A 21,399-nucleotide genomic window follows, 5' to 3' on the forward strand; every position below is an offset into this window, starting at 1 on the left:
TTTTCAACTGGGGAGATGTGATGGGACGCCAGCGTCCGCGTGTCATGAGTGGCATGTGACCTTGCCGAGTTCGATGGACGTGGACTGGTGGTCGTCCCGTGCGTCGCCTGGAAGCAACCCGGCAAGGCCTCGCCGGTGATGCCCTGGGACGAGCCCCAGAACGCCCCAGGGCACGGTGACGGTGTGGACGCCACGGCGGCGGCCACCGGGCTGGTGGGCCGCCGCCGCACTTCCTGTCAACTTCCTGTCAGGCCGGGTACCTGCTTACGCGCCCGCGGGCTCTTTCTTGTGGTCGGTGGAGCGGTACTCGTTGTCGCAGTGCTCGCAGTCTTCGTCGTGTTCGTGGTGCTTGATAGTGGTGGGGTCGGTGGCGGTGTGCGTGGTGGTGTCGCCGCCTCCGGTGGCTGTGGCGGTGTTGGTGACCTCGTGGGGGACGCGGCAGGAGACCTTGACCGTCAGCGTGATCGACGGGTAGCTGGCCCCGGCGGCCAGCGGGTCACTGCGCGTGCAGGTCAGAGTCCTCAGGACGCACGTCCAGCCCTCGCCGCTGATACCGGCCGCGGTCAGCCCCGTCGGGAGCGCGTCCTTCATGATCACCGCGGTGCCGTCGGTCGGCCCGCTCCCGTCGTTGCCCACGGTGATCGTGTAGATGCCGCTTCTGCCCGGGGTGAAGTCTCCGGTGTGGGTTTTGCTGATGGTCAGCGACGGCGGGGCGGTGCCGCGGATGACGCGGTCGACGGCGGTGGCGGTGCCGTCGCCGCCTCCGGTGACCGTGGCGGTGTTGACGAGCTCGCGGGGAGCCTGCGGTGAGACGTTGACCGTCAGCGTGATGGGCGGGTAGCTGGCCCCGGCCGCCAGCGGGTCACTGCGCGTGCAGGTCACCGCGCTCAGGTCGCACGTCCAGCCCTCGCCGCTGATACCGGCTGCGGTCAGCCCCGTCGGAAGCGTGTCCTTCATGATCACCGGGATGCCGCGGGTCGGCCCACTCCCGTTGTTTCCCACGGTGATCGTGTAGACGCCTCCCTGGCCCGGCGTGAACTTCCCGGAGTGGGTCTTGCTGATCGTCAGCGACGACGGTGCGGGGCTGATGGTGGTGGGGTCGGTGGCGGTGGCGGTGCCTCCGCCACCTCCGCTGGCGGTGGCCGTGTTGGTCACCTGCGCGGGGGCGGTCGGTGAGACGTCGACCGTCAGGCTGATATCCGGATAGGTGCCGTCGGCCGCCAGCACGTCGCTGCGGGTGCAGCTCACCGTGCTCAGGTCACATGCCCACCCCGGACCGCTGATGCCGGCTGCGGTCAGCCCCGACCCCGGCGGGAGAGTGTCCCCCACGGTCACCGGGGTGCCACTGGTCGGCGCATCCCCGTTGTTTCCCACGGTGATCGTGTACGTGCCCTGCCGGCCCCGGGTGAAGTCCCCCGCGTGGTGCTTGCTGATCGTCAACGACGGGGCGGTGTTGGTCAGGTCGAAGGACGCCGGAGGGACGGCGGGGTCGTCGGGCAGGCCGGCGGTGACGGTGTAGGAGCCGGGTGTGCCGTTGGCGGTGAAGGCGGGTGCGGTGGCCACGCCACTCGCGTTGGCAGTCACGATGACGGACATGGCCCCACCGGGGAACGTCCCCGACGGGCCCGCAGTCGGCGCGGTGAAGGCCATCCGCACCCCGGGGACGGGACCGCCGGCCTTGTCGGTGACCCTGGCGACCAGAGCAGTGGGGAAAGCGGTGTTCACCCGCGTGGACTGCGGGGTCCCCGCAATCGCCGTGACCGTCGCCGCCACCGACGTGTACTCGATGGTCACCCGGCCGTTGGAGTTGGTCGCGCCGACCGGGGAAGCGGTGAAACTCGTCCCCGTGCCCGAGGCGGTGGCGAAGCTGCTGCCACCCCCACCGCCACCGCCACTCGCCGAGCTCGACCCCAGGCCACCGGCGGCCCCACCACCGCCGCCTGCGAAGTATCCGCCGCCACCACCCCCTCCGGACCCTTGAACGCCGCAAAAACCGCCATCGGTGCCTTCTCCCCCGGCTCCACCGGTCCCCACTGCGGCACCGGAGAAACCGCCTCCGCTCCCGCCGGACCCGCCGTTGCAGCCCACGCTACTGCCGCCCGCGCCTCCCGCCCCTGGGAAGCGGCCGCTGGTACTGCCGCCCTGCCCGCCTCCACCCGGCGCAGCAGCGCTGTACTGACCCTGGGCGCCGTCGGTGCCGTTCGGAAGCCCTCCGTTACCGCCGTTTCCGGAGGAGGAGACGCCGGAATTGAAGCGATTGCCACCCGCACCGCCGCCACCGCCCGCGACGACCAGCAGCGTGCCGTCCACTCCGACGCTGGATGCCCCGCCCCCGCCGCCCCCGCCGACCGCATAGAGTGTTCCAGGGCCGCCTGTACCGCCGCCGTTGAACCCGCCGACATTGTCCAGAGTGCAGCCCTTACCCCCGGAGCCTCCGACCTTGACGGTGTAGGTGGTCGATGCGGTGGTGACCGGCAGCGTGGTGACAACCCGCGCCCCCCTCCCCCCAGTCCCGCCAGGAGAGCAGCTGCCGGCCAGGTCGGCGCCGCCCGCACCGTCCGCGGTGATCGTCACCACCACCCCGGCCGGCACCATGTACGACTCCGGCGCGCCGGTGAAGTTGAAGGTTCGGCTCACCGGTGCTGCCGCCCGCTCACCACCCGTGTGGCGGGCGGCCACCGGCGCGGCCGTGGCCGGCAGTACCGCCGCACCGGTCAGCAGCGCGCACACCACCGCGGTCACCCCGATGCGCCGCCCACCCCGTCGCCACCTGGACTCCGCCGGGTCGGCCGCAGCCGGAACCGGCGACAAGTCGCCTTGTTGATGGATCGTCAGTTGATCGACAGGGAACCGCGATCCGCGTCTGCACGCCGTATCCCCGCCGGGATCAACGAGCCTGCGAGCGTCACCGGTCATCGTGGAGGCACCTCTCCTCGTAGGCGAAAACCGCCACCCCCCACATCGGAGCGCAGGGACGACACCGCACCGAACGGCACCATCGGCGGCCACCGGCAGCATAAAAGCGGCAATCCGTCAAATTCGGGATATGTGGGTCGGGTCGATCACGGGCGCGTTGCACCGAGGACAGCCGCGGGGCGACGCGGCACGGATGGCGGTTTCGCCCGTCCGGTCGAACACGGCCGCCCGGTTCACTCCGGGCCTACGGTGGCGCTCCGTGAGATCCCGCCGGGCACACCTGATCGGCGCAGCCCTACCGGGTGCTCGCTGACACCGAAACCCTCGAGCCCGTCTACTGTCCCGGCATCGCCAGCCCGGACCCGACCGCCTGGAGGACAGCGTTGCGGACCGGACGACGCGGCCCGCAAAGACGGCCTGGAGCACCTGGCGGTCGAAACAGTCCCACCAACTGCCGCGGTAGCCCAACCGTGGTAGCCGGCTGCTCGGGTTGATCCCCGGCCGTACCCGAAGCGCCCTGACCGACGGCGGCTCGCGCGCAGCCCACTCCGATCCGGTAGCCGCCCCCAGCAGGTCCTGGCTGCCTGGAGGCCCTCTTCGAGCGCGAGGGCCATCCGAAGGTCCCTCGGCACCCACACGGCCGCTGAGGGGCTTTCGCCGGGCACCTGGCTCGACAACCCCGAGCCCGGAAGGACAGGTCCAGCTCCTCAGTCGAGTTCGGCGAGGTGGTCGGCGGCGCCCCCGCGCCACTCGATCATGAGGAGGGTGGCGTCGTCGCTGGTGCGCCCTCCTCGTTCCCTCTTCAGCGTGTGCGAAAGCCGGCGCAGGTCCGCTCGCACGCCCCGTGACGCCTCTTCTGCGAGGTGGTTGACGCAGGCGATGAGGTGTTCCTCCCCGAACGGCTCCCCACCTGCGACTCGCTCCTCGATGATGCCGTCGGTGTAGCACAACACCCGGTCGCCCGGCTGGAGCACGTGCTCTTTGACCGGGGCTCCTCACCGCCGAAGCCGACGGGCAACGTCGTCGCGCTCTCCAGCTGCCGCTCGACCCGGCCATCACGGATCAGCAGCGGCGCGGGATGACCGCGTTGACCAGCTCCAGCGCACCGGTGGCGATGTTGATGTGCATCAGCTGTGCCGTGACGAAGTGGTCGGGCCCGAACTGCCGGGAGACGGCGTCGTCCATGAACGCGTACTTCTCGGCCAGGCTGATGAACACGCGCCGGGCATGCCGGTAGGCGCCGATGGCGATGGTCGCCATCGTGGCGGCGTCCAGGCCGAGGCCCATCGCGTCGATCACGGCCATGTGCAGGATGTTGCCGTTGAGGGCGTAGTCGAAGCTGTCGCCGGCGACGCGGTAGGCGGGCTCCAGGATGCCGGCCAGCTCGACCTGCGGGACGGACATCGTCAGCGGCGGCAGCAGGCTCCACTGGATCTCCGCGGACACGCTCATCGGCTCCCGCGCCGGGCTTGGAAGAACTGGTCGGTATGGGCGTTCTTGGTGACCAGCATGTCAGCGAGCCGGCGCAGCAGGCGTCGGTCGTCGTCGACGGCGTCCAGGGTGAGGGCCATCACGCAGACCTGGTCGCTGCCGTCCATCAGCGGCAGGTACATCCGGACGCCGTGGGCCTGCTTCACCTCGACGGCGTCCGCGCGCAGGAAGGCCTGGCCTGCGGCGGAGGTGTCAATCGGTTCGGGCTGGCTGACGTGCTGCCTTCTGCCTGCCAGCGGCACCAGCAGCTCTTGCGCGTAGTCCTGGAGCAGGATGGAGACGTCACGGCCGCCGATCCTGGCCACCTCTTCCGCGATCAGGGGGGCGATCAGCTGCGGCGGCATCAGCCGCGCCCTGTCCAGCAGCAGCCCCAGCAGCCGCTCGCCGAAGCCTTCCGACCGGTCCGCCGCACCGTCTGCCATGGTCAGCCTTCTTTGCTCCCTCTCCCGGCCACCGCCCACGTTGGCACCCGGCTATAGCGGAGCGGCCGGAGGGATCAGACGGTCCGCGCGGGGCCCTCCCGTCCTCCTCACATCCTGTCTGGTCAACCACGCTGACGGACAGCCACGAAATCCAGTCGGCCTTGGGGGAAGGTCCCTCGTCGTTTTTCCTGTGCTATCCGCTCTTCCGTTCGTTGGCCTTCTCGTCTTCCCAGGCATGTTTCCGACCGCCGACCACTCGGTACGGTCGCATCATCTCGTTGTCCTCGTGGCCGAGGACGTGGCAGTGCCAGACGTACTGGCCGACCGTCGGATCGAAGGGGAACAGGTTGAGCCCGGGCCTGGAACGGTGGACGGGGACGCTGGTCGGAGCGAAGCGCACGATCACCGTGGTCACCTGGTGGGGGAACACCTTGACCGTGTCCTTCCACCCGGATTCGCCCGGGTCCGGTGGCATCGGATCCCCCGTGAGGAACGGGCTGACCGCCGGGTTCCCTCCGACCGCCCCATCGGCGTTCGGCTTCCGGTACGACAGTGGCGGGCCGTAGCCCGGGCAGAAGTCGACGTCGGTGGGCTTGCAGGAGCTCGGGAAGGACCCGTCCCAGGCCTTCATGTACTTCTCGTAGTCGATGTTCTGGCGGCTGACGATCTGGAACTGCACCAGGTGCGTGTGCATCGGGTGGTAGGCCTGCGCCGGGTCCTCGGCGTTGATGAACTGCCACACCTCGGTCGATCCCACCTGGGGCAGCTCACTGATGCCGTCCTTCGGGAACTCCCGCCTGATGAACGGGGACTCGCGTCCGTCGTAGAGGGTGTTGTTGACGTACTGCTCGATGTTTCCCCCTCTCGGCTGCGTGCTCGAGGTGTTGAGCTCGTTGAGCACGAACTGCCTGACCTTGTCGACCTTGACGCGCGGCCTGCCGTCCGGCCCGATCAGGTGGACCATGGGTTCCGGGCGGGCGCAGACGCACTCCTCCGGGGCGGGATGAGCGGGATCGCAGCTCTCGTCGCGGCCCGCCAGGGGCTTGGTCACCTGGATCTGCATGATGTTCGGCAAGGGTGTGTCGAGCGTTCCCGTGTTGGTCACAGTGACCGTCTTCCCGGCCATTTGCGTGAAGTCCACGATGATGTCGGCGCGCTCGCCGGGCATGAAGTCCAGGTCGCTGCACTCGGTCGTGGATTCTCCTCCCGCGCACGCCGTGCCGTTGACCGGCACGGGACGGTCCAGATAGGCGTCGTCGGCGCCGATCTGGTACACGGGAGCGCCCCCGAAGTGCAGGGCGAAGCGCCGCCCGTTGGCGCCGTTGAGAAGGCGGAAGCGGTAGCGCCTCGGCTCCACCTGGAGGTAGGGCCAGGCCGCTCCGTTCACGGTCGCGACGTCCCCGAACTCGCGCACACCCCAGAAGGGGTGGTAGTCCGGATTGGACGGCGGGATGACGAGCAGCTGACTGTTGGTGTCGAAGACACGGTCCTGCAGAGCCATCTCGATCTCGTAGGGACCGCTCGGCAGGCCCTTGGGCTCCTCCTTCGGGTCCCTGAGGAAGTAGAAGCCCGCCAGTCCGCCGTAGACGGTGCTGCGGGTCGCCCCGAGGACGTGGTCGTGGAACCACAGTGTCCCGGGGTCCTGGGAGTTCTGATAGGTGTAGACGGCTTCACTCGGACCGGGCTTGTCGTCCGAACAGTACTGCGACCCCCTCAAGCCGTTCGGCGTGAACCACGTGTCCGGACCGCCGTCGTAGCAGGCACTGATCTCGGCCCCGTGCAGGTGCACCGCGGCGGGCTGCGGACCGGTGTAGGGCTGACACAACGGATTGTCCGCGTTCTGCGGCTCATCGCAGTTCACGGGCATCCCGGCGCCCGGCGTCTTCAACGGATTGGCCCAGTGAACGGTCTGATCGACCTTCACCAGACCCTGCACCAGCCCCGGGCCGTACGGATTCGACGGATTGAAACTCGGCAGCCTGTTCTCGTAGGTGACCCGCGTCGGCGTGCTCCTCTCGGCTTCGAGCGTCACCGCCGGCCAGTGCGCCGGACCCAGGACCTGCTTACTCGTCGTGTCCGAGGTCTCATACGCCCACACCCGGGTCTTGCCGAACGTCACCCCCATGCCGCAGGTGTCCTGCCGGCCCTGCGGAAGCACCTCCTGATCGGTCTCCGTCATCGCGACGGACAGATCCCTGTGGGCCGCCGCATCGACCCGAGGCGTCGACCCCGCCGGACCGAACACCGGCAACGGAGTCGCGAACTGGGGGATGCACTCCCCCGGCAGAGGCGTCTGCGGAACCAAACCACCCACACGCGGCGCCCCCAACGCCGGAGCCACCACCGCGATACTCGACAACACCGCCAGCAACCCCACCGCCGCGCTACGCCCCCGCCTCCTTGCCCCGCCACCGAGCCGCGGCACCAACACCCTCAGCGCCACCACACCTCCCGACATTTCGCAAACCGCCTCATGGAGCAACCGGACCAGGCCAACTTGGCCTGCCGGCACGTCGGCCCCGGCCAGCGACACCTCGATGTCACCCACTCGGGCGCCACCTGTCCGAACGCCGCGACGGCGCGCCCGGCCGGTCGGCATTCCGGTGCGGGGCGTGCCGTGGTCGCCACCACCGCCGCCTTCCCGTGGCGCCCGTTCACGCCTGAGCTGGTCGCCTCCCCGGCCCGGGAACCTGCCGGTCACCGACCGCGCCTCGATCAAGCTGGGACGACACCCGGGTGCGTGAAGGTCCGCCCGAACCTGGTCATCCCCATCGGCCGGTGCAAAGGGCAGAACCCCTCGCCGCCCGGCATCTACCGGGTGCTCGCCGAGCAGGAGAAGCGCAGTCCTACCCGAGGCCGTCGAGGCGGCCCACCCCGACTTCGCCGCCCTGCAGGCTGGTACGGCACCGGACGAGGAGATCCCGCGGCCCAGTCGCCAGTCCAGGTGTCAACTGTCCGGCATGCAAACGAACATGAAATCGGGCTTCAGGCCACCGCCTTCCCGCGTGTCGCCCTCACTCTTCGCCACCCGGGATTCGACTCTCGTACCTCCGATAATCACTACCGAATGGTCGCTACCGCCCCCTTGTGCACTTTCCAAGGGGATCATCCCGGTTCACGGGCCCAGATGGTCGCCAGCTTCGCCTCCCCGTCGCCATGATCCGCCCCCTGCCGCGCCAGGCTGCTCGGCCGTGAAGCTGGGCCCAGCCCGATCACACAAGGAGTCGATTCCCGTGAACCTGACCGATCCTCAGCGCGGACGCGTCTACCGGCGCTGCGGCTGCCGTGACACCGACGGCCGCCAGTACGGCGCCCGCTACCCCAAGCTGAAAACCCATCCAGACCATGGCAGCTGGGCCTACGCCGTAGACCTTCCCTCCACCTCAGGCAAGCGCGAGACCCGGCGCCGCGGCGGCTTCCCCGACCAGAACGCGGCCCTCACCGCCCTGCAGGACTTCCTGAAGGCCGAACGCACCGGCATCGCGGTGGACGAGGCTCTGACCGTCGCCGACTACCTGACCGAGTGGCTGCTCTCCAAGCAGGAGGTCCTCAAGGCCACCACCTACGCCGGCTATCACCGCCACGTCCACCACGACCTCATACCGGCCTTCGGCCCACTACCCCTGACCGGCCTGCGCGACCGGCACGTCCTCGCCTGGTCCCGCCGGCAACTGGCCGCCGGTCGCGGACGCCCCACGGTCCACCGCTGCTGCGCCATCCTCTCCAGCGCCATGAACGCCGCTGTCAGCGCCGACCAGCTGGCCCGCAATCCCGCCCGCACGCCGCGCTGAAGCGACCTGCCGCACCCGAGCGCCTGTGCTGGACCCCGCAACAGGCCTCCGCATTCCTGCACCACAACGCCGAGACCTACAACGACGTCTACGCCGACATCTTCGAGGTCATCCTCGGCACCGGCATGCGCCGCGGCGAGGTCCTGGGCCTGCACTCGCCCGACATCCACTTCCAGCAACGCGTCCTGTTCGTGCGCTGGACCCTGGCCTCGGTGAACAACGCCCGCCTGCACCTGCAAGCACCCAAGACCCGCGCCAGCCGCAACTGGGTCAGCCCCCCGGCGCGTCACCGCCGCACTACGCCGCCAAGCCGCCCGCCACCGCAGCGCCCACCCCGACCAACCCCGCCTCCAGGGCATGGTCTTCACCCGCCCCGACGGCAAACCCATCAACCCCGAACGCCTCCTGCACACCCTGCGCCAACGCTCAGCCGAGATCGGCCTGCCCAAGATCGGCCTTCACGACCTGCGCCACACCGCCGCCACCATCATGATCAGCTCTCAGGTGCCACTCGCCGTCGTCTCCAAGACCCTGCGGCACTCCACCCTGGCCACCACCGTCAACATCTACGGCCACCTGCTCCTTCAAGCCGCCCGCGAAGCCGTCACCGCCCTCGCCGACGCACTCGACCACGCAGACCTCCCTCGCGAGATCACCTGACGTGCCATCAGGTGATGCGATCGCCCCGCACTCGCCTCAGCCGCAGACCTCCAGGTCAGAGCGCCGGACGCGACCACCCTGCGACCACGCGCCCTCCGGAAACGCGTGAGAGCGGGTACCCGGTTTCCCAAGTAGCCGCTCTCACAAGCGACTTCACAGTCGGGACGGCAGGATTTGAACCTGCGACCCCTTGCCCCCCAGGAGTTGCTTGCACGACCCCGGACCCGCAGGGGTTCACCGTGAACGACGGCCGCATCCACACTGTCCGCCACGCGCTGCGGAGACGCCGGGATACGGGGACTCCCAGAAGTAGGTGTGCGATGACAAGGTGATCCGCCGCGCGCATGACGCCGAACAGCCCTCCGGAACCTGCACCAGGTCCTCCTCCGTGGCGGCGGGAGGAGTGGCCGAGGTCGCCGCGGAGCCGAGGGCCGGCAGCTTGAGGTGGTTGAAGAGCAGGTTGAGGGTGAAGGCGAGGATCACCGTCAGGGTGATCGGGCTGCCGAAGACGGTCTGCGCCCAAGCGGGGCAGTGCCGGAAGAACACCTCGTTGCCGTACGGGTCGGTGGCGACCGCCGGCAGCAGGCCGACACCGAGCGAGACGGCGACGATCAGCAGGTTGTGATTGCCGTTGAACTCGACCTTCCTCAGCGTCTGCACGCCGACCGCGGTGACCATCGCGAACATCACCAGGGCCGCGCCGCCGACCACCGGCTCGGGGACGGCCGCGATCAGCGCGCCGACTTTGGGCACCAGGCCCATCACCAGCAGGAAGCAGCCCGCCACCGCGACCACCCAGCGGCTGCGCACCCCCGTCATCTGCACCAGGCCGACGTTCTCCGCGTACGCGGTGTCGGGGAAGGAGTTCATGCAACCGCCGAGTACGGCGGACAGGCCGTCGGTGGCGAGGCCGCGCGCGATGTCCGCGTCGGTCAGCTCCTTGCCGGTCATCTCGGCCACCGCGAGCATGTCCGCGGTGGATTCGGTGTAGGTCACCAGCAGCACGATGCACATCGAGGCGATCGCCGCCGCGTCGAACCGGGGCGCGCCGAAGTGGAACGGCGAGGCGATGCCGAACCAGCCCGCGGAGCGGACCCCGCTCAGGTCGAACAGGTGCAGCGGGATCGAGGCCAGCGTGCCGAGGGCCAGCGCCAGCAACGGTGCGAGCTGGCCCAGGAAGCCGCGCAGCAGCCGACTGAACAGCACGATCAGCGCGATCACGCCGAAGCCGAGGGCGAGATGCGACAGCTTCCCGTAGTCGGCGGCCGAGGTGTCGTGTCCGGCGATCATGCCCGCTCCCGGGCCGATCAGCGAGAGCCCGATGATCACGATGACCGTGCCCGCCACCAGCGGCGGGAAGAACTTGATCATCTTGGCGAACGGTTTCGCGATGAGCAGGCCGAACACGCCGGAGACGAGCATCGCGCCGTAGACCGTCGGCAGTCCGTGCCCGGCCGCGATGGTGATCATCGGACTGACCACGGTGAAGGTTGCACCGGCGACCACCGGTAGCCGGACACCGAGGACGCGGGAGACGCCCACCGCCTGGATGATCGTCGCGATACCGGCGACCAGCAGGTCGGCGTTGACCAGCAGGGCGATGGTGTGCAGGTCGAGCTTGAGGGCGCTGCCCACGATGAACGGGACGGCGACGGCGCCTGCGTACATGACGACGACGTGCTGGAGACCGAGGATCGCCAACCGTGGTGCGGGCAGTACCTGATCGACGGGGTGGACCGGCTCGGAGTCGGGTGTGGCGTTTTCGGGCTCGCCGTGCGCGTGCATGGGTACCTCCGGTGGTGCGCGGACAGCGCCGTTCCGGACCGGGCGCGACGTTGCGACGGTCCTGGCGGCAGGGGGAATGGCGGCCAGGGCGGAGAGGGTGGGGAAAGGCGTCCAGGGGGCGCTGATCCCGCCTGGTGCGGGGGTGCCGGCATCCGGTTGTGAAGACTCTAGAGGCCCGGCCGGTGGCCAGAGCCACTGTGCGATCCGCCATCCCGCTGGGTCGGACAGCCGGACCTGGCTAGAGGTTCCACCAGCACCGGACAGCCGGTCCATTGGTCGTGACAATTCGTCAAACTGGTGGAAACAAAACACTGTTCTCATGGGCACGCGGCCCCAGCTGGCTGCCGCCTCCGCCTGCCCGCCGGGGCACGGCTCAGGGGCGCGGGCAGTGGAACGGACCGCCAACGTCCGCACGGACCCTGTCGGCCTCTCCTCGTCCCCACGCGTCCACGCGGAACGCGATGTCCGTATCAGGGAGCTCAAAGGAGGGCCCCATGCGCCTCGCCCTACGCGAGATCGACAAGCCGTGGCCCGATCCAGCCCACCCCCACCCTCGTCCTGGCCGAGAGCCACGAGAGCGGTCGTGCCCGGGACTTGCACGGCCTCATCGCGCGCAGGTAAGCGCGCCGACGGCGTCGAGGCGGACATCGTGTCGTGCGTTGGGCTCATCGCGCGGTGCCGAGGTCGAGCGTCCACCACGGGCCGCCGTCGCCCTGGTGGACGCCGACCCCGATGTCGGTGAAGCCGCAGTCGAGGAGGCGGCTTCGGGCGCTCGGATCGGCTGTCAAGTCCGACATCACCGTAGCGGCGTCCTGTTGGCCGCGGGCGTTGGCCTCCATCGCCGCCGTCCACGGGTAGCCGGCCTCGTCGATCCGCCGGTTCGGCCCCGCACCGCCGGAGTCGTCCCGGCCGAGGTGGCGCCGGGCCGCCATGTCGTCGGCGTGCCGTTGGGCGGCGGACTGGAGGCGGCCGTCGGTGCGGAGGGGAGCACACCCAAGGACCCTGCGCTGGGCATTCATCATCGTGACCACCTGGTGGGCCGGCCCCTGGGCCGGGTCGGGACCGATCGTCGACGGCGTGGGTGCGGCGGGCGGGCGCGACACCGGGGCTGTGCTGGGGCGCGGGGACGGACGGACCGACGACGTGGCGGACGGCGTGGGCGACGAGGTGACCGACGGGCCCCCGGACGGGCTCTGCGCCCCTGCGGGAACGGCGGCGGAGGCCACCGGGGCGGGCCCGGCAATGGGAACGGCGGTGGGCTCCGCGGGCGGCGTGGGACGCGCCACCGACGTCTCCATCGCGTCGACCGGGCCCACCAGCACGGCTGACGGTGCCTGCACCGGGCCGCCGCAGAGGGCGGCGAGCACACACACGCCGGTCACCGCTCCTGCTACCGACAGCGAGACCCACACGCGGGTCGTCAGCGCGGTGACCGTCCGCCGCCTGCCCGAACGGCGGTTGCGGCGGTGCCCTGTGCCCGCCGGCGCGCCCACCGACGCCCCGGCCGTGAGAAGACCGGGCAGGGGTACCAGGGGCAGTCCCCCGAGGACGTCGTCGGCCGGCGTCAGGGCACCGGAGCGCCGGAAGCAGGTCACGCATCCGGAGGCGTGGCCGGCGATCCGCTCGCGCCAGCCGGGGTCCGGCACGCCGCTCCAGGACTCGACCAGGGCCCTCAGCTCTCCGCAGCCGGGCACGGCCGCCACCGCCCGCTGCGCAACGCGGGCGGCGGCGAGGCCGGCCGTCAACCGGTCCAGCAGTACCGCCGCCTGCTGGCGCGAGAGGTCCAGCGCTTCGGCCAGCTCGGGCCGGTCCAGGAAGCCGCAGGCCTCCAGCCACCACAGGGCCAGCACGTTCCACCTGGTGTCGCCGAGCCACCGGGTCGCCTCCGCGATCTCTCGCCGTTCGCCGGCCAGCTCCAGGCGTACGACCGTCAGGTCGACGAAGTCGACGGTGGGCCGGGCCGGTTCCTCCGGCCCACCACCGCCCCGGGCCGCTGACATCGCCCGGACGGCCAGACGGTGCCGGCGGACCTCGTCCACCGCAGTCGCCATCAGCCGCACGCGGAACCGGGCCGGGGCGTCGGGACCACCGTGCGCCTTCCTCGCCCGGACCACCGCCGCCCGGGCCACGGCGGCGCGCACCGCCTCATCCGTGCCCGGACACCCGTCGAGGGCCCGCCCGACGATGTTGTAGGCCAGGAGCAGCGCCTCGGTGAGGAGCCGAGTGGTCGTCTCGTCGTCCTCGGACCACGCCCGCACCGCGGGCCCGCTCGCAGTCAGCATCTGTCGTCCGTTCCCTTCATCGGTCTCTCCTTTGCCGCGCCCGGCCGGTCGGCGTCGCCGGTCAACCGGGCGCGGCAGGACAGGGGGACATCCCACCGGGTCGGACGGGGCCGCCAGGGCGGCTGCCGGGAGAGGTCATCCATCCGTGCCCGTTCCTGCTGTGCTCGCCGCCGGGGCGGGGTCGCTGGCCGGGTGCCCGCTCGTCGCCGCTGCCCCGGAGGGCGGTGCTGCGGCCTGGCCGGCTGCGCCGGCCTGCGGGCAGCCGAGGCTGGTGAGTGAGGCCGCCAGTCTCGTCGTCAGGAAGTCGTGGAGGTTCTGGCCGTCCACCGGCGAGGGCGCCGTGGCGGTGAACGGGCGGTCGAGCTCGATGCGTGCGGCGCCGAATGTGGACAGGTTCGCGCAGTACTCCCCTGGGTCGCCGCTCGCCGCCGGGCTCACCCGGGGCTGGTTCACACCCGCGCGGTAGAGGTCCGCCTTGGCCGTGCTGGGCCGGTCACCATCGCGGACCATGGGGTCGTTCAGGGGGATGATCGCCGCCGGAGAGGCCTGGTGTGCAGCCGCCTGGAGCTCGTTGAGGGGCAGCGAGGTGACCGCGTGGCCCGGGTCGGCGAGATCGGGAACGGTCCACGGGGTGCAGCCGAGCGCCGGGTCGACGAACCGGGTCAGCAGCAGGTTGTCGCTACCGTTGAGCAGGGAGGTGGCCTGCAGGCGATGGGAGTTGGCGGCGGTCTTCTGCGCGGTTGCACCGCGCCTGCCGACCAGGTACTCGGTGGTCACGTTGTCGCTCTGGTCCTGGTCCACCAGGCCGAAGTCGCGTGTGGTCGGGCAGGGTTGGCCGTCCCGGGCGGTGCCGAGCGGTGGCACGGTCAGCATGCCCGCCCGCCGGGCCGCATCGGCGGCGGTGAAAAACGCCGGGGCGTTGCAGTACGCGAACTGGCCGAACGGCTGCCCGGGCAGACCGTTGACGCAGTCGGACTTGGGCTGCGCTCCCCGCAGCGTGAGGACCTGTCCGTTGAAGCCGAACCAGATGCCCACGACCGCGCCGGGCGGCAGCGCGGGCACGACCGGCTGCACGGCCGGCTTGCGGTTCTTGTCGATAACGAGCGGGTTGTACACGGAGACCGCCCCCGTAGCCGGGTCGATCACCGTGGCCTGGACGAACGCCGCCTGTTCGACACGGGATTCGTGGCACGGGCCCTTCTGCGGATCGGTGGCCGTCAGCCGGTACGGGGTGGCCAGGCCCTTGGCAGTGAGTGGGGCGCGCGGCACGATGAGCGTGCAGTTGCCGTTGGGTTCGGCTCCGTCCGCATCGGGGCCGTCCGCGTCGGGCACGGTGCCGGCGTAGGACACACCGAGCATGGCTGCGCCGACGGCGAGCGCACCGCCGAGCGAGACGCTCAGCACGGCGAACCGACGGCCCCGAAAGCGCCGGCGGTGGCGGTTCGGCTGTGTGGTGACAGGCAAGGGATTCCTCTCTTGGCAGGGCACGGGAGCGGAGCGGGTGGCGCATGGGCGCGCATCCGCGGGTCCACCGGCCTCCTATCGGGGGGTGGCAGCGGGCACGGGTACCCGGCTCGGTGGCATGGGCGGCGCGGCGAGCAGGACGTGCGCGTACAGGCCCATGGCCGCGGCCGTCGCGATGAGAATGAACGGTCGGCGGATGCCGAGCCGGGCCGGCAGACCCAGCAGCAACCGAAGTGGCCCGCCCGGCGGCAGGTCGGCCCGGCGTCGGCGCCGAGGTGCCCGATGGTTCATCGCGAACCCCTTCCGCCCGCCGCCCTCGGCGCTGGCGGGGAGGACCGCGGACGGATCGTGCCGATGCGGTCGCGGTGGTCCAGGAGCTCCCTCGGCATGTCGAACGCCACCGCGGCCACCGTCTGTTCGCCCAGCGGGGTGTCGCGGTGGTAGGTGGCGACGAAGCGCTCGGAGCGCAGCGAACCCGCCACGACCTCGATCCGCTCGCCCAGCGCCGGGAGCCCGACGGCCTGTAGGCGGGTGCCGTGCTGCTCCGACCAGAACCTGGGGACGGGGGTGAACGGCGCCGCGCGGTCGGGCCCCAGCAGCAGCGAGTCCGCGGCGTGCTGGCCCATCTCGACGGCGTGGATGAGGTGTTCGACCCGGCGGGGCACGGCGTCGAAGCGCAGGTTGGGCCAGCGGGCGACGTCGCCCGCCGCCGCGATGTTCGGGACTGGCCGTCCCGCCAGGTCCACGGCGTGGCAGCCGGCGCTGCACAGGACTCCGTCGGCGACGTCCAGTCCGCTGCCGGTCAGCCAGTCCGTCCGGGGCACGCCGCCCAGGCCGAGGACGGCGAAGTCGGCCTCGACCGTCCCGCCGTCGTCCAGGCGCAGGCGCAGGCCGTCACCGGTGTCGGTCCACTCGGTGATCCGGGTGCTCAGCCGGACGTCGACGCCGGCCCGCGCCTGGATGCGCCCGACCACCCGGCCGAGCCGGGTGCCCAGCACCCTCCGCAGCAGCGGCGCGCTGTGCACCACGAGAGTGACCTCCAGGCCCATCTCCCGGAACGTGCAGGCCAGTTCGCAGCCCACGAAGCCGCCGCCGAGGATCAGCACGCGGCGGGCGCGGGCCGCGTACACGGCCGTCCGGATGGCGTCGGCGTCCTCCAACGTCCGTATGGTGCGGATGCGTTCGCTGGGGACCGGGGTCTCCGGCAGCCGCTTCGCGTCGACGCCGGTGGCGATCACCAGTCCGTCGTAGCGCAGTCGTTCACCGCCCCGGAGGAGCACGTACCGGTTCACCGGGTCGAGCCCGGTCAGGTGGGTGCCGAGCAGCCGGTGGGCGTCCAGCGGCTCGTCGGCCCGGAACGCGAGGTCCGCGCGGTCCAGCTCGCCGGAGAGGAACTGCTTCGACAGCGGCGGCCTGCTGTACGGACGGTGCAACTCCTCGCCCACGACCACGAGTTCACCGTCGAAGCCGCGTTCGCGGATGCGGGCCGCCGCGCTGAGCCCGGCCAGGCCGCCACCGGCGACCACGATCCGCTGACCACCGGACGATGCGCTCGGGCCGCGTCGGCCGGAGCGGCGCCCCGCACCGGGGCGCGCACTGCCCCGGACGGTGACCGCCTGCATCGGGCAGCACCGCGCCGCTTGGCGGGCCTGGGCGGCGAGCCGGGCCGGGAGGTTCGCCGTGTAGTGCAAGGAGCCGCTCTCCGAGATCCGAAAGACCTCGGGGGCCTCCTGCTGGCAGATGCCGTAGACATGGCAGCGGCTGTTGTCCACGCTGACCTTCACCGGCCCGCTCTCGGGCACGAGTTCGGGCCGAGTCGGACGGACGGGCCCGGGGTGGACCGGCGTCGGCGCAGGCCGGACCGGCCCCGGCGTCCCGATCACCGTGCGCCGCCCGGGTCGTTTCCGAAGGCACCCCTTCGAAGCCTGGACTCCGACGGCAGCACCCGGGTCATGAAGACGAAGAGGCAGGTGCCCGCGCCGGCGGCGACCGTCACCGCCACCCGGTCGAAGTGGCGCGGCTCCGGATGCACGGTGAAGATGTGCAACCAGACGAGTGCGAAAGCCGCGTAACCGAGCTGGTGGAACCGCAGCCAGCGCCGGTACCCGAGGCGGCGCTGCAGCCACACCGAGCACCCGACCGCGATTCCGAGCTCGGTGCCCAGGATGCCGAAGCCCACCGGGATCCTCTGCAGGCCGCCGGCGAACGGTACGACGAGCTCGTGCGCGCCGATCTCCCAGACCGGCTGGTAGCGGAAGGTCACCCCGTGGACCCCACCGAAGATCAGGGCGGAGAGGGCGACGGTCATGTGCGCGCCGTACACCGTGGGCCGGTTGACGATCCGCTGGAACCAGCGCATGCGCAGCATCGCGCCGAGAACGACCGCGGCCACCATGAGCACATAGGAGACCAGCGCCATCAGCCGGGCGATCTCGTGGACGCCCGGGTCGTAGGGCAGCTGCTTCTCGTACGCGTCCAGCGGTGAGCCGGGGATCGGGGCCGCCCCGACCCCGGGCGCCGCGTGGAGCGCGGACAGCAGGTGCGGCGCCGCTTCAGCAAACATGGTCAGGATCGGTCCTTGCCTTCTCGTCCGGGCGGGCGCCCCGCAGTGGCATCGCCACGGCAGGGGCGCCCGCGAGCGCTCGATCACGGCGGACGCGACGGGGTGGGGGAGTTCACCGCCCGTCCGCCGACGGAGCGCGTCGGCCGCACGGGGAAGGCGGGCCGACGCCACCGATCGTAGACACGTTCGAACGCGTGGATCGCGGCCCGCAGAGGACCCTAAAGAACCCCTAAGGTTCTGCTCACCCGTCCCTGCGTCGCCGCCACCGCAGCCTCGGAAGCCCGGGGTCGGCGGCCCGGTGGTCCTGCGCGGTGGCACGATCGAGCTCGACCTCCACCCGGGCGCCGCCCGACGCACCGCGCAGGATCCGCAGCTCTCCGCCGGTCGACGAGGCCGCGCGGCGGGCGATGTCCAGGCCCAGTCCGGTGGATCCGCCCGTGCTGGCACCCCGGGACAGGGCCAGGTCCGGATGCGGGATCCCGTCCCCGTCGTCCTCGACCACCAGGCAGGCGCCCCGCGCGGTGGGTCGGACGCTGACGCGCAGGGCCGTCCCCCGGGCGGTGTGTCGGAAGACGTTGCCGATGAGGGCGTCCACGACCGCGCCGAGTTCGTCCGCCGACAGGGCGACGGGCGTCGGGGCATCGGTGTCCGTGAAGACGCACTCCCGGTCCTGCTGTGCCGCCAACACCGCCCAGAAACCGACCCGTTGACGCGCCACTGCGGAGACCTCGCAGCCTCCGTCGTCCCTCCGGGCGGGACGTGCCTCCGACGCCCCGTCCTGCTGCCCGGACAGGTGCCGGGCGGGCCGCGTCCGGGCGGTGCGGATGATGGAGTCCACTTCGGACTCCAGCTGGCGGATCGCGGTGGACATCCGCTCCGCGCCGGGCACCTCGCCGACCTGTTCGTCGGCCAGGTGTAGCGCGGTCAGCGGTGTCCTCAGCCGGTGCGACAGATCGGCGATCAGCTCCCGTTCGTTGTCCAGCAGTTGGACGATCCGCTCGGCCATCGCGTTGAACGCCGAGCCCGCCTCGTGGAGCTCCCTGGGTCCGGCGGGCTCCACCCGGACGTCCAGATCGCCCGCCCCGAGCGCGTTCGCGGCCTGGGACAGACCGCGCGAGGAGCGCACCATCCTGGAGCCGAGCCGGTCGGCGACCAGCACCGAACCGGCCACCAGCAGCGCGGCCAGCACGGACATCACCGTCCAGCCGGTGGCCACGCCCCGGACCAGATCCTCCTCCGGCACGAACGCCTCGACCACGGCGACCCGGTCGCCGCCCAGCAGCACGGGCTGCAGATAGTCCCAGCCGCCGGGCACGTTCCGGCCCGCCGACTCGCGGTCGGCCGCCGCCGCGCTCAGCTGCCGCTCGGAGGCATGGCCGACGCCGATCGCGGTGCCATCCGGCAGATGGACGCACAGCCGGTCCGACGCGTCGAGGCCCGCCACCACCTGGCGCACCGCCGCCGGATCGGTGGAGACCGCCAGAACGGGCGCCAGTACTGCGGCGCGTTGCTGCGCCGACTGCGTCGCCTGACTGTGCACCTGGGTGCTCAACAACAGACCGAGCGGGATCAGGAAGGACAGCGCCACCATGGAGGTCACAGCCAGCGCGACCATGGCCAGGGTGACTCTCACAGCGGAGAGACCAGTTTCACACCGACGCCGTGAACGGTGTGAAGATAGCGCGGCCTCACGGCGCGCTCGCCGAGCTTGCGCCGCAGGCAGGAGAGATGGACGTCGACGGTCTGCTCGTCCACGTAGGGCTGGCGCCACACCTCGGCGAGGATCCGCTTGCGGGAGACCACCCGCCCGGCGTTCTCCACCAGGAAGGAAAGCAGGTCGAACTCACGGCGCGTCAGCCGTATCTCCTGCCCCGCCAGATGCGCGGTGCGCGCGAGCGGGTCGACGCGCAGCTCGCCGACGACCACCGGGGGGCGCTCCCCATCGGCCGCGTCCAACGCCCCGCCTGCGGCGGCGGAATGCGGCCCGTGCGCCCTGGCCGCCGCTTCCGCCCCGACCGCCACCGGTGCGCAGCGGCGCAGCACGGCGGACAGGCGGGCGGCCAACTGGGCGCCGGAGAAGGGCTTGACGAGGTAGTCGTCGGCACCGGCTTCTAGAATCCTGATGATCTCCCGCTCGTCGTCGCGTGCGGTGGCCACCAGCACCGGGACACGGGACAGGCCGCGGATCATGCGCAGGACGTTCTCGCCGTCCAGGTCCGGAAGCCCGAGGTCCAGCACGACCGCGTCCGGCGGGGACTGGGTGACCTCCTGCAGGGCGCTGAATCCGGCGGCGACGCCGCGCACCGTGTGGCCGCTCGCGGTCAGTGCGTTGACCAGTGATGTTCGAATGATCGGGTCGTCTTCGACGACGAGGACGGACGTCATGCGGCACACCGTAACCGATGGGCCAGGATGTCCCCATGAAGCCCGCATTGCGCTATCCGCTCATCTGGCTGGGGTGCACGGCCGTCGGCGTCACCGCGGTCGCCCTGACGGTGCGTGTGGTGATCCGTCCCGCCACGGCCGGTGTTCCGGCCGCCCGTTCGATCCCCACCACCGTCGTCACGGTGGCCCCCGCGCCCGTGGCGACGACAGCGACGGCCACCCCGACGCCGATCGCCGCTGCCTCCGCTGCCCCTGCTGCTCCGTCCGACCGGGCGACGCCCGCGCCGGCACCCACCGCCCCGACGGTCTCGACGGGCAGCGTGGAACCGACCGCCGGTCGTTCCCAGCACCCAGCGGCCGACCGCGGTCCGTCCGCCTGCTCCCGGGACGCCGTGGTGCGGACGTACCAGGCCACCGGCGGTACGGCGACCGTCGCGGTGGACCCGAGCGTCGTCTGCCTGGTGTCCGCGGTGCCGGCCTCCGGCTACACGATGAAGGTGAAGCAACCCGGCCCCGCCTCGCTCGTGGTGGACTTCTCCGACGGAACTCAGACCTCCGAGATCAGCGTCACCAGCAGCTGAGCCGCCACTGACGCACACTGCGGCCCGATGCCTCCGCATGGTCGGCGGCATCGGGCCGCGCGGCGGCACGTTCCGGCTGGTTACGGCAGGTAGTACATCGGGTTCGGCAGCTTGAAGGTCCGGTCGGCGTGGCCGCCGGACAGGTCGCTCTGCTGGTCCCCGAAGTTGCCCACGATGTCGTAGCCGAGGCTCTCGATGTGGGCCCGGGTACCGGACTTGTACTCCACGACGGAGCAGCTCGCGCCGCAGCTCAGGTAGGGCGGGGGTGCGCTCTTGTCCTTCATGAACAGGTGCGACTCGTCCGCAGCGGGATACCCGACAGCCGCGAGGTTGGCGGCCGTGGCGGCGCGCTGGGCCTCGGGGCGGCCGGTGATGTAGAAGACCGTGTAGCCCTGCTGCTGCGCCCGGGTCGCCAGTTCGTTCATGCCGAAGACGGCCGGCATGGTCTTGGTGGCGATGTACTGGGCGTTGCTGACGGGGTTGTAGACGAAGGTCGTCTCCAGCTCGTAGTTGTACGTGGACAGCGTGGTGTCGTCCACGTCGAGGACGATGGCCTTGTGGTCGCCGTGGTCGTGCTTCGCGCGCTGGGCCAGGTACTTCTCGGCCTGGTTCTCGATGCCGCGCACCTGGACGGCGTAGTTGCTGTCGGGGGACGGCCAGTGCTCGCCCTTGGCGTCGACCGTGTCACCGTAGTACGCCTTGATCTCGGCCACTTCGTCGGTCATGTTCGTGATCTGACGGTCGGTCCTGGGGGCTTTGGCGTCCGCCGACGCGAGTCCTCCGCCGGCCACCACCGCGCCGGCGACCACGCCGACGGCAAGGGCGGCCAAGCCGCGGGCAGGTGACGTCAAGGTACTTCTGCGCATGAGGGTTGGCTCCTTCTGCCGCGCGCCACGAGGGGCGCGAGTCGCCCGTCGAGCGGCGCGGCGGCTCCGTGCTGCCCCGCACCGTAGGGTCGGTGAACCTGGCAGGTCAAGGCTCGTCTACGCGCATGGTCTACGCGCGATACCGGCCGGACCGCGTCTCAGCAGATGAAATATCAACCTGATTGTGTTCTAC

At 71.1% G+C, this 21,399-nt stretch carries 12 protein-coding genes and 2 pseudogenes; 3 read left to right on the top strand and 11 right to left on the bottom strand.

The genetic code is table 11. The annotated features are described in order from the left end of the window. Window positions 1-264 precede the first annotated feature (264 nt). The 3 genes and pseudogenes from ACWCYO_RS09775 to ACWCYO_RS09785 form a co-directional block, all read right to left on the bottom strand. A complete protein-coding gene (locus ACWCYO_RS09775) occupies window positions 265-3,018 on the bottom strand; it encodes a hypothetical protein (RefSeq protein WP_449783894.1) in 2,754 nt (917 codons plus the stop codon). A gap of 605 nt (window positions 3,019-3,623) precedes the next feature. Continuing rightward, window positions 3,624-4,829, bottom strand: a pseudogene (locus tag ACWCYO_RS09780) (PP2C family protein-serine/threonine phosphatase). Window positions 4,830-5,022: 193 nt separating this feature from the next. Further along, a complete protein-coding gene (locus tag ACWCYO_RS09785; RefSeq protein WP_449783895.1) occupies window positions 5,023-7,377 on the bottom strand; it encodes a multicopper oxidase family protein in 2,355 nt (784 codons plus the stop codon). A gap of 685 nt (window positions 7,378-8,062) precedes the next feature. Between ACWCYO_RS09785 and ACWCYO_RS09790 the strand changes: the two genes are divergently transcribed. Together ACWCYO_RS09790 and ACWCYO_RS09795 are read left to right on the top strand one after the other, a co-directional pair. Beyond that, on the top strand, window positions 8,063-8,620 hold the full coding sequence (locus ACWCYO_RS09790; protein ID WP_449783896.1) for a tyrosine-type recombinase/integrase: 558 nt from the start codon (window positions 8,063-8,065) through the stop codon (window positions 8,618-8,620). A gap of 351 nt (window positions 8,621-8,971) precedes the next feature. Then, window positions 8,972-9,280: pseudogene (locus tag ACWCYO_RS09795) on the top strand (tyrosine-type recombinase/integrase); the annotation flags it as partial. A 234-nt stretch (window positions 9,281-9,514) separates the two neighbouring features. Here the strand turns inward: ACWCYO_RS09795 and ACWCYO_RS09800 are convergent. From ACWCYO_RS09800 to ACWCYO_RS09830, 7 genes are all read right to left on the bottom strand, one after another. Continuing rightward, complete coding sequence (locus ACWCYO_RS09800) at window positions 9,515-11,065, bottom strand: nucleobase:cation symporter-2 family protein (protein ID WP_449783897.1); 1,551 nt, start codon at window positions 11,063-11,065, stop codon at window positions 9,515-9,517. 665 nt (window positions 11,066-11,730) lie between these two features. Continuing rightward, window positions 11,731-13,347: a CAP domain-containing protein gene (locus ACWCYO_RS09805; RefSeq protein ID WP_270142897.1), complete on the bottom strand. Its 1,617-nt coding sequence runs from the start codon at window positions 13,345-13,347 to the stop codon at window positions 11,731-11,733. 135 nt (window positions 13,348-13,482) lie between these two features. Beyond that, a complete protein-coding gene (locus ACWCYO_RS09810) occupies window positions 13,483-14,811 on the bottom strand; it encodes a hypothetical protein (RefSeq protein WP_449783898.1) in 1,329 nt (442 codons plus the stop codon). A 287-nt stretch (window positions 14,812-15,098) separates the two neighbouring features. Beyond that, window positions 15,099-16,595: an FAD-dependent oxidoreductase gene (locus ACWCYO_RS09815; RefSeq protein ID WP_449783899.1), complete on the bottom strand. Its 1,497-nt coding sequence runs from the start codon at window positions 16,593-16,595 to the stop codon at window positions 15,099-15,101. 95 nt (window positions 16,596-16,690) lie between these two features. Next, a complete protein-coding gene (locus ACWCYO_RS09820) occupies window positions 16,691-17,374 on the bottom strand; it encodes a ferric reductase-like transmembrane domain-containing protein (RefSeq protein ID WP_270142903.1) in 684 nt (227 codons plus the stop codon). 241 nt (window positions 17,375-17,615) lie between these two features. Further along, window positions 17,616-19,007 (bottom strand): sensor histidine kinase, encoded by a 1,392-nt coding sequence (locus ACWCYO_RS09825; RefSeq protein ID WP_270142905.1) that lies wholly within the window; start codon window positions 19,005-19,007, stop codon window positions 17,616-17,618. Next, window positions 19,004-19,759, bottom strand: a complete 756-nt coding sequence (locus tag ACWCYO_RS09830; RefSeq protein ID WP_270142907.1) for a response regulator transcription factor — start codon at window positions 19,757-19,759, stop codon at window positions 19,004-19,006. The genes ACWCYO_RS09825 and ACWCYO_RS09830 overlap by 4 nt, the downstream gene beginning before the upstream one ends. Window positions 19,760-19,794: 35 nt before the next feature. Here ACWCYO_RS09830 and ACWCYO_RS09835 point away from each other — a divergent pair, with 35 nt between their 5' ends. Next, window positions 19,795-20,340 carry a hypothetical protein gene (locus tag ACWCYO_RS09835; protein WP_449783900.1) on the top strand — a complete coding sequence of 182 codons (546 nt, stop codon included), beginning with the start codon at window positions 19,795-19,797 and terminating at the stop codon, window positions 20,338-20,340. A gap of 80 nt (window positions 20,341-20,420) precedes the next feature. On the opposite strand, the gene ACWCYO_RS09840 is transcribed toward ACWCYO_RS09835, so the two are convergent. After that, a complete protein-coding gene (locus tag ACWCYO_RS09840; protein WP_449783901.1) occupies window positions 20,421-21,206 on the bottom strand; it encodes an HAD family acid phosphatase in 786 nt (261 codons plus the stop codon). Window positions 21,207-21,399: the final 193 nt, after the last annotated feature.

Source organism: Kitasatospora sp. NPDC001683 (assembly GCF_053596495.1).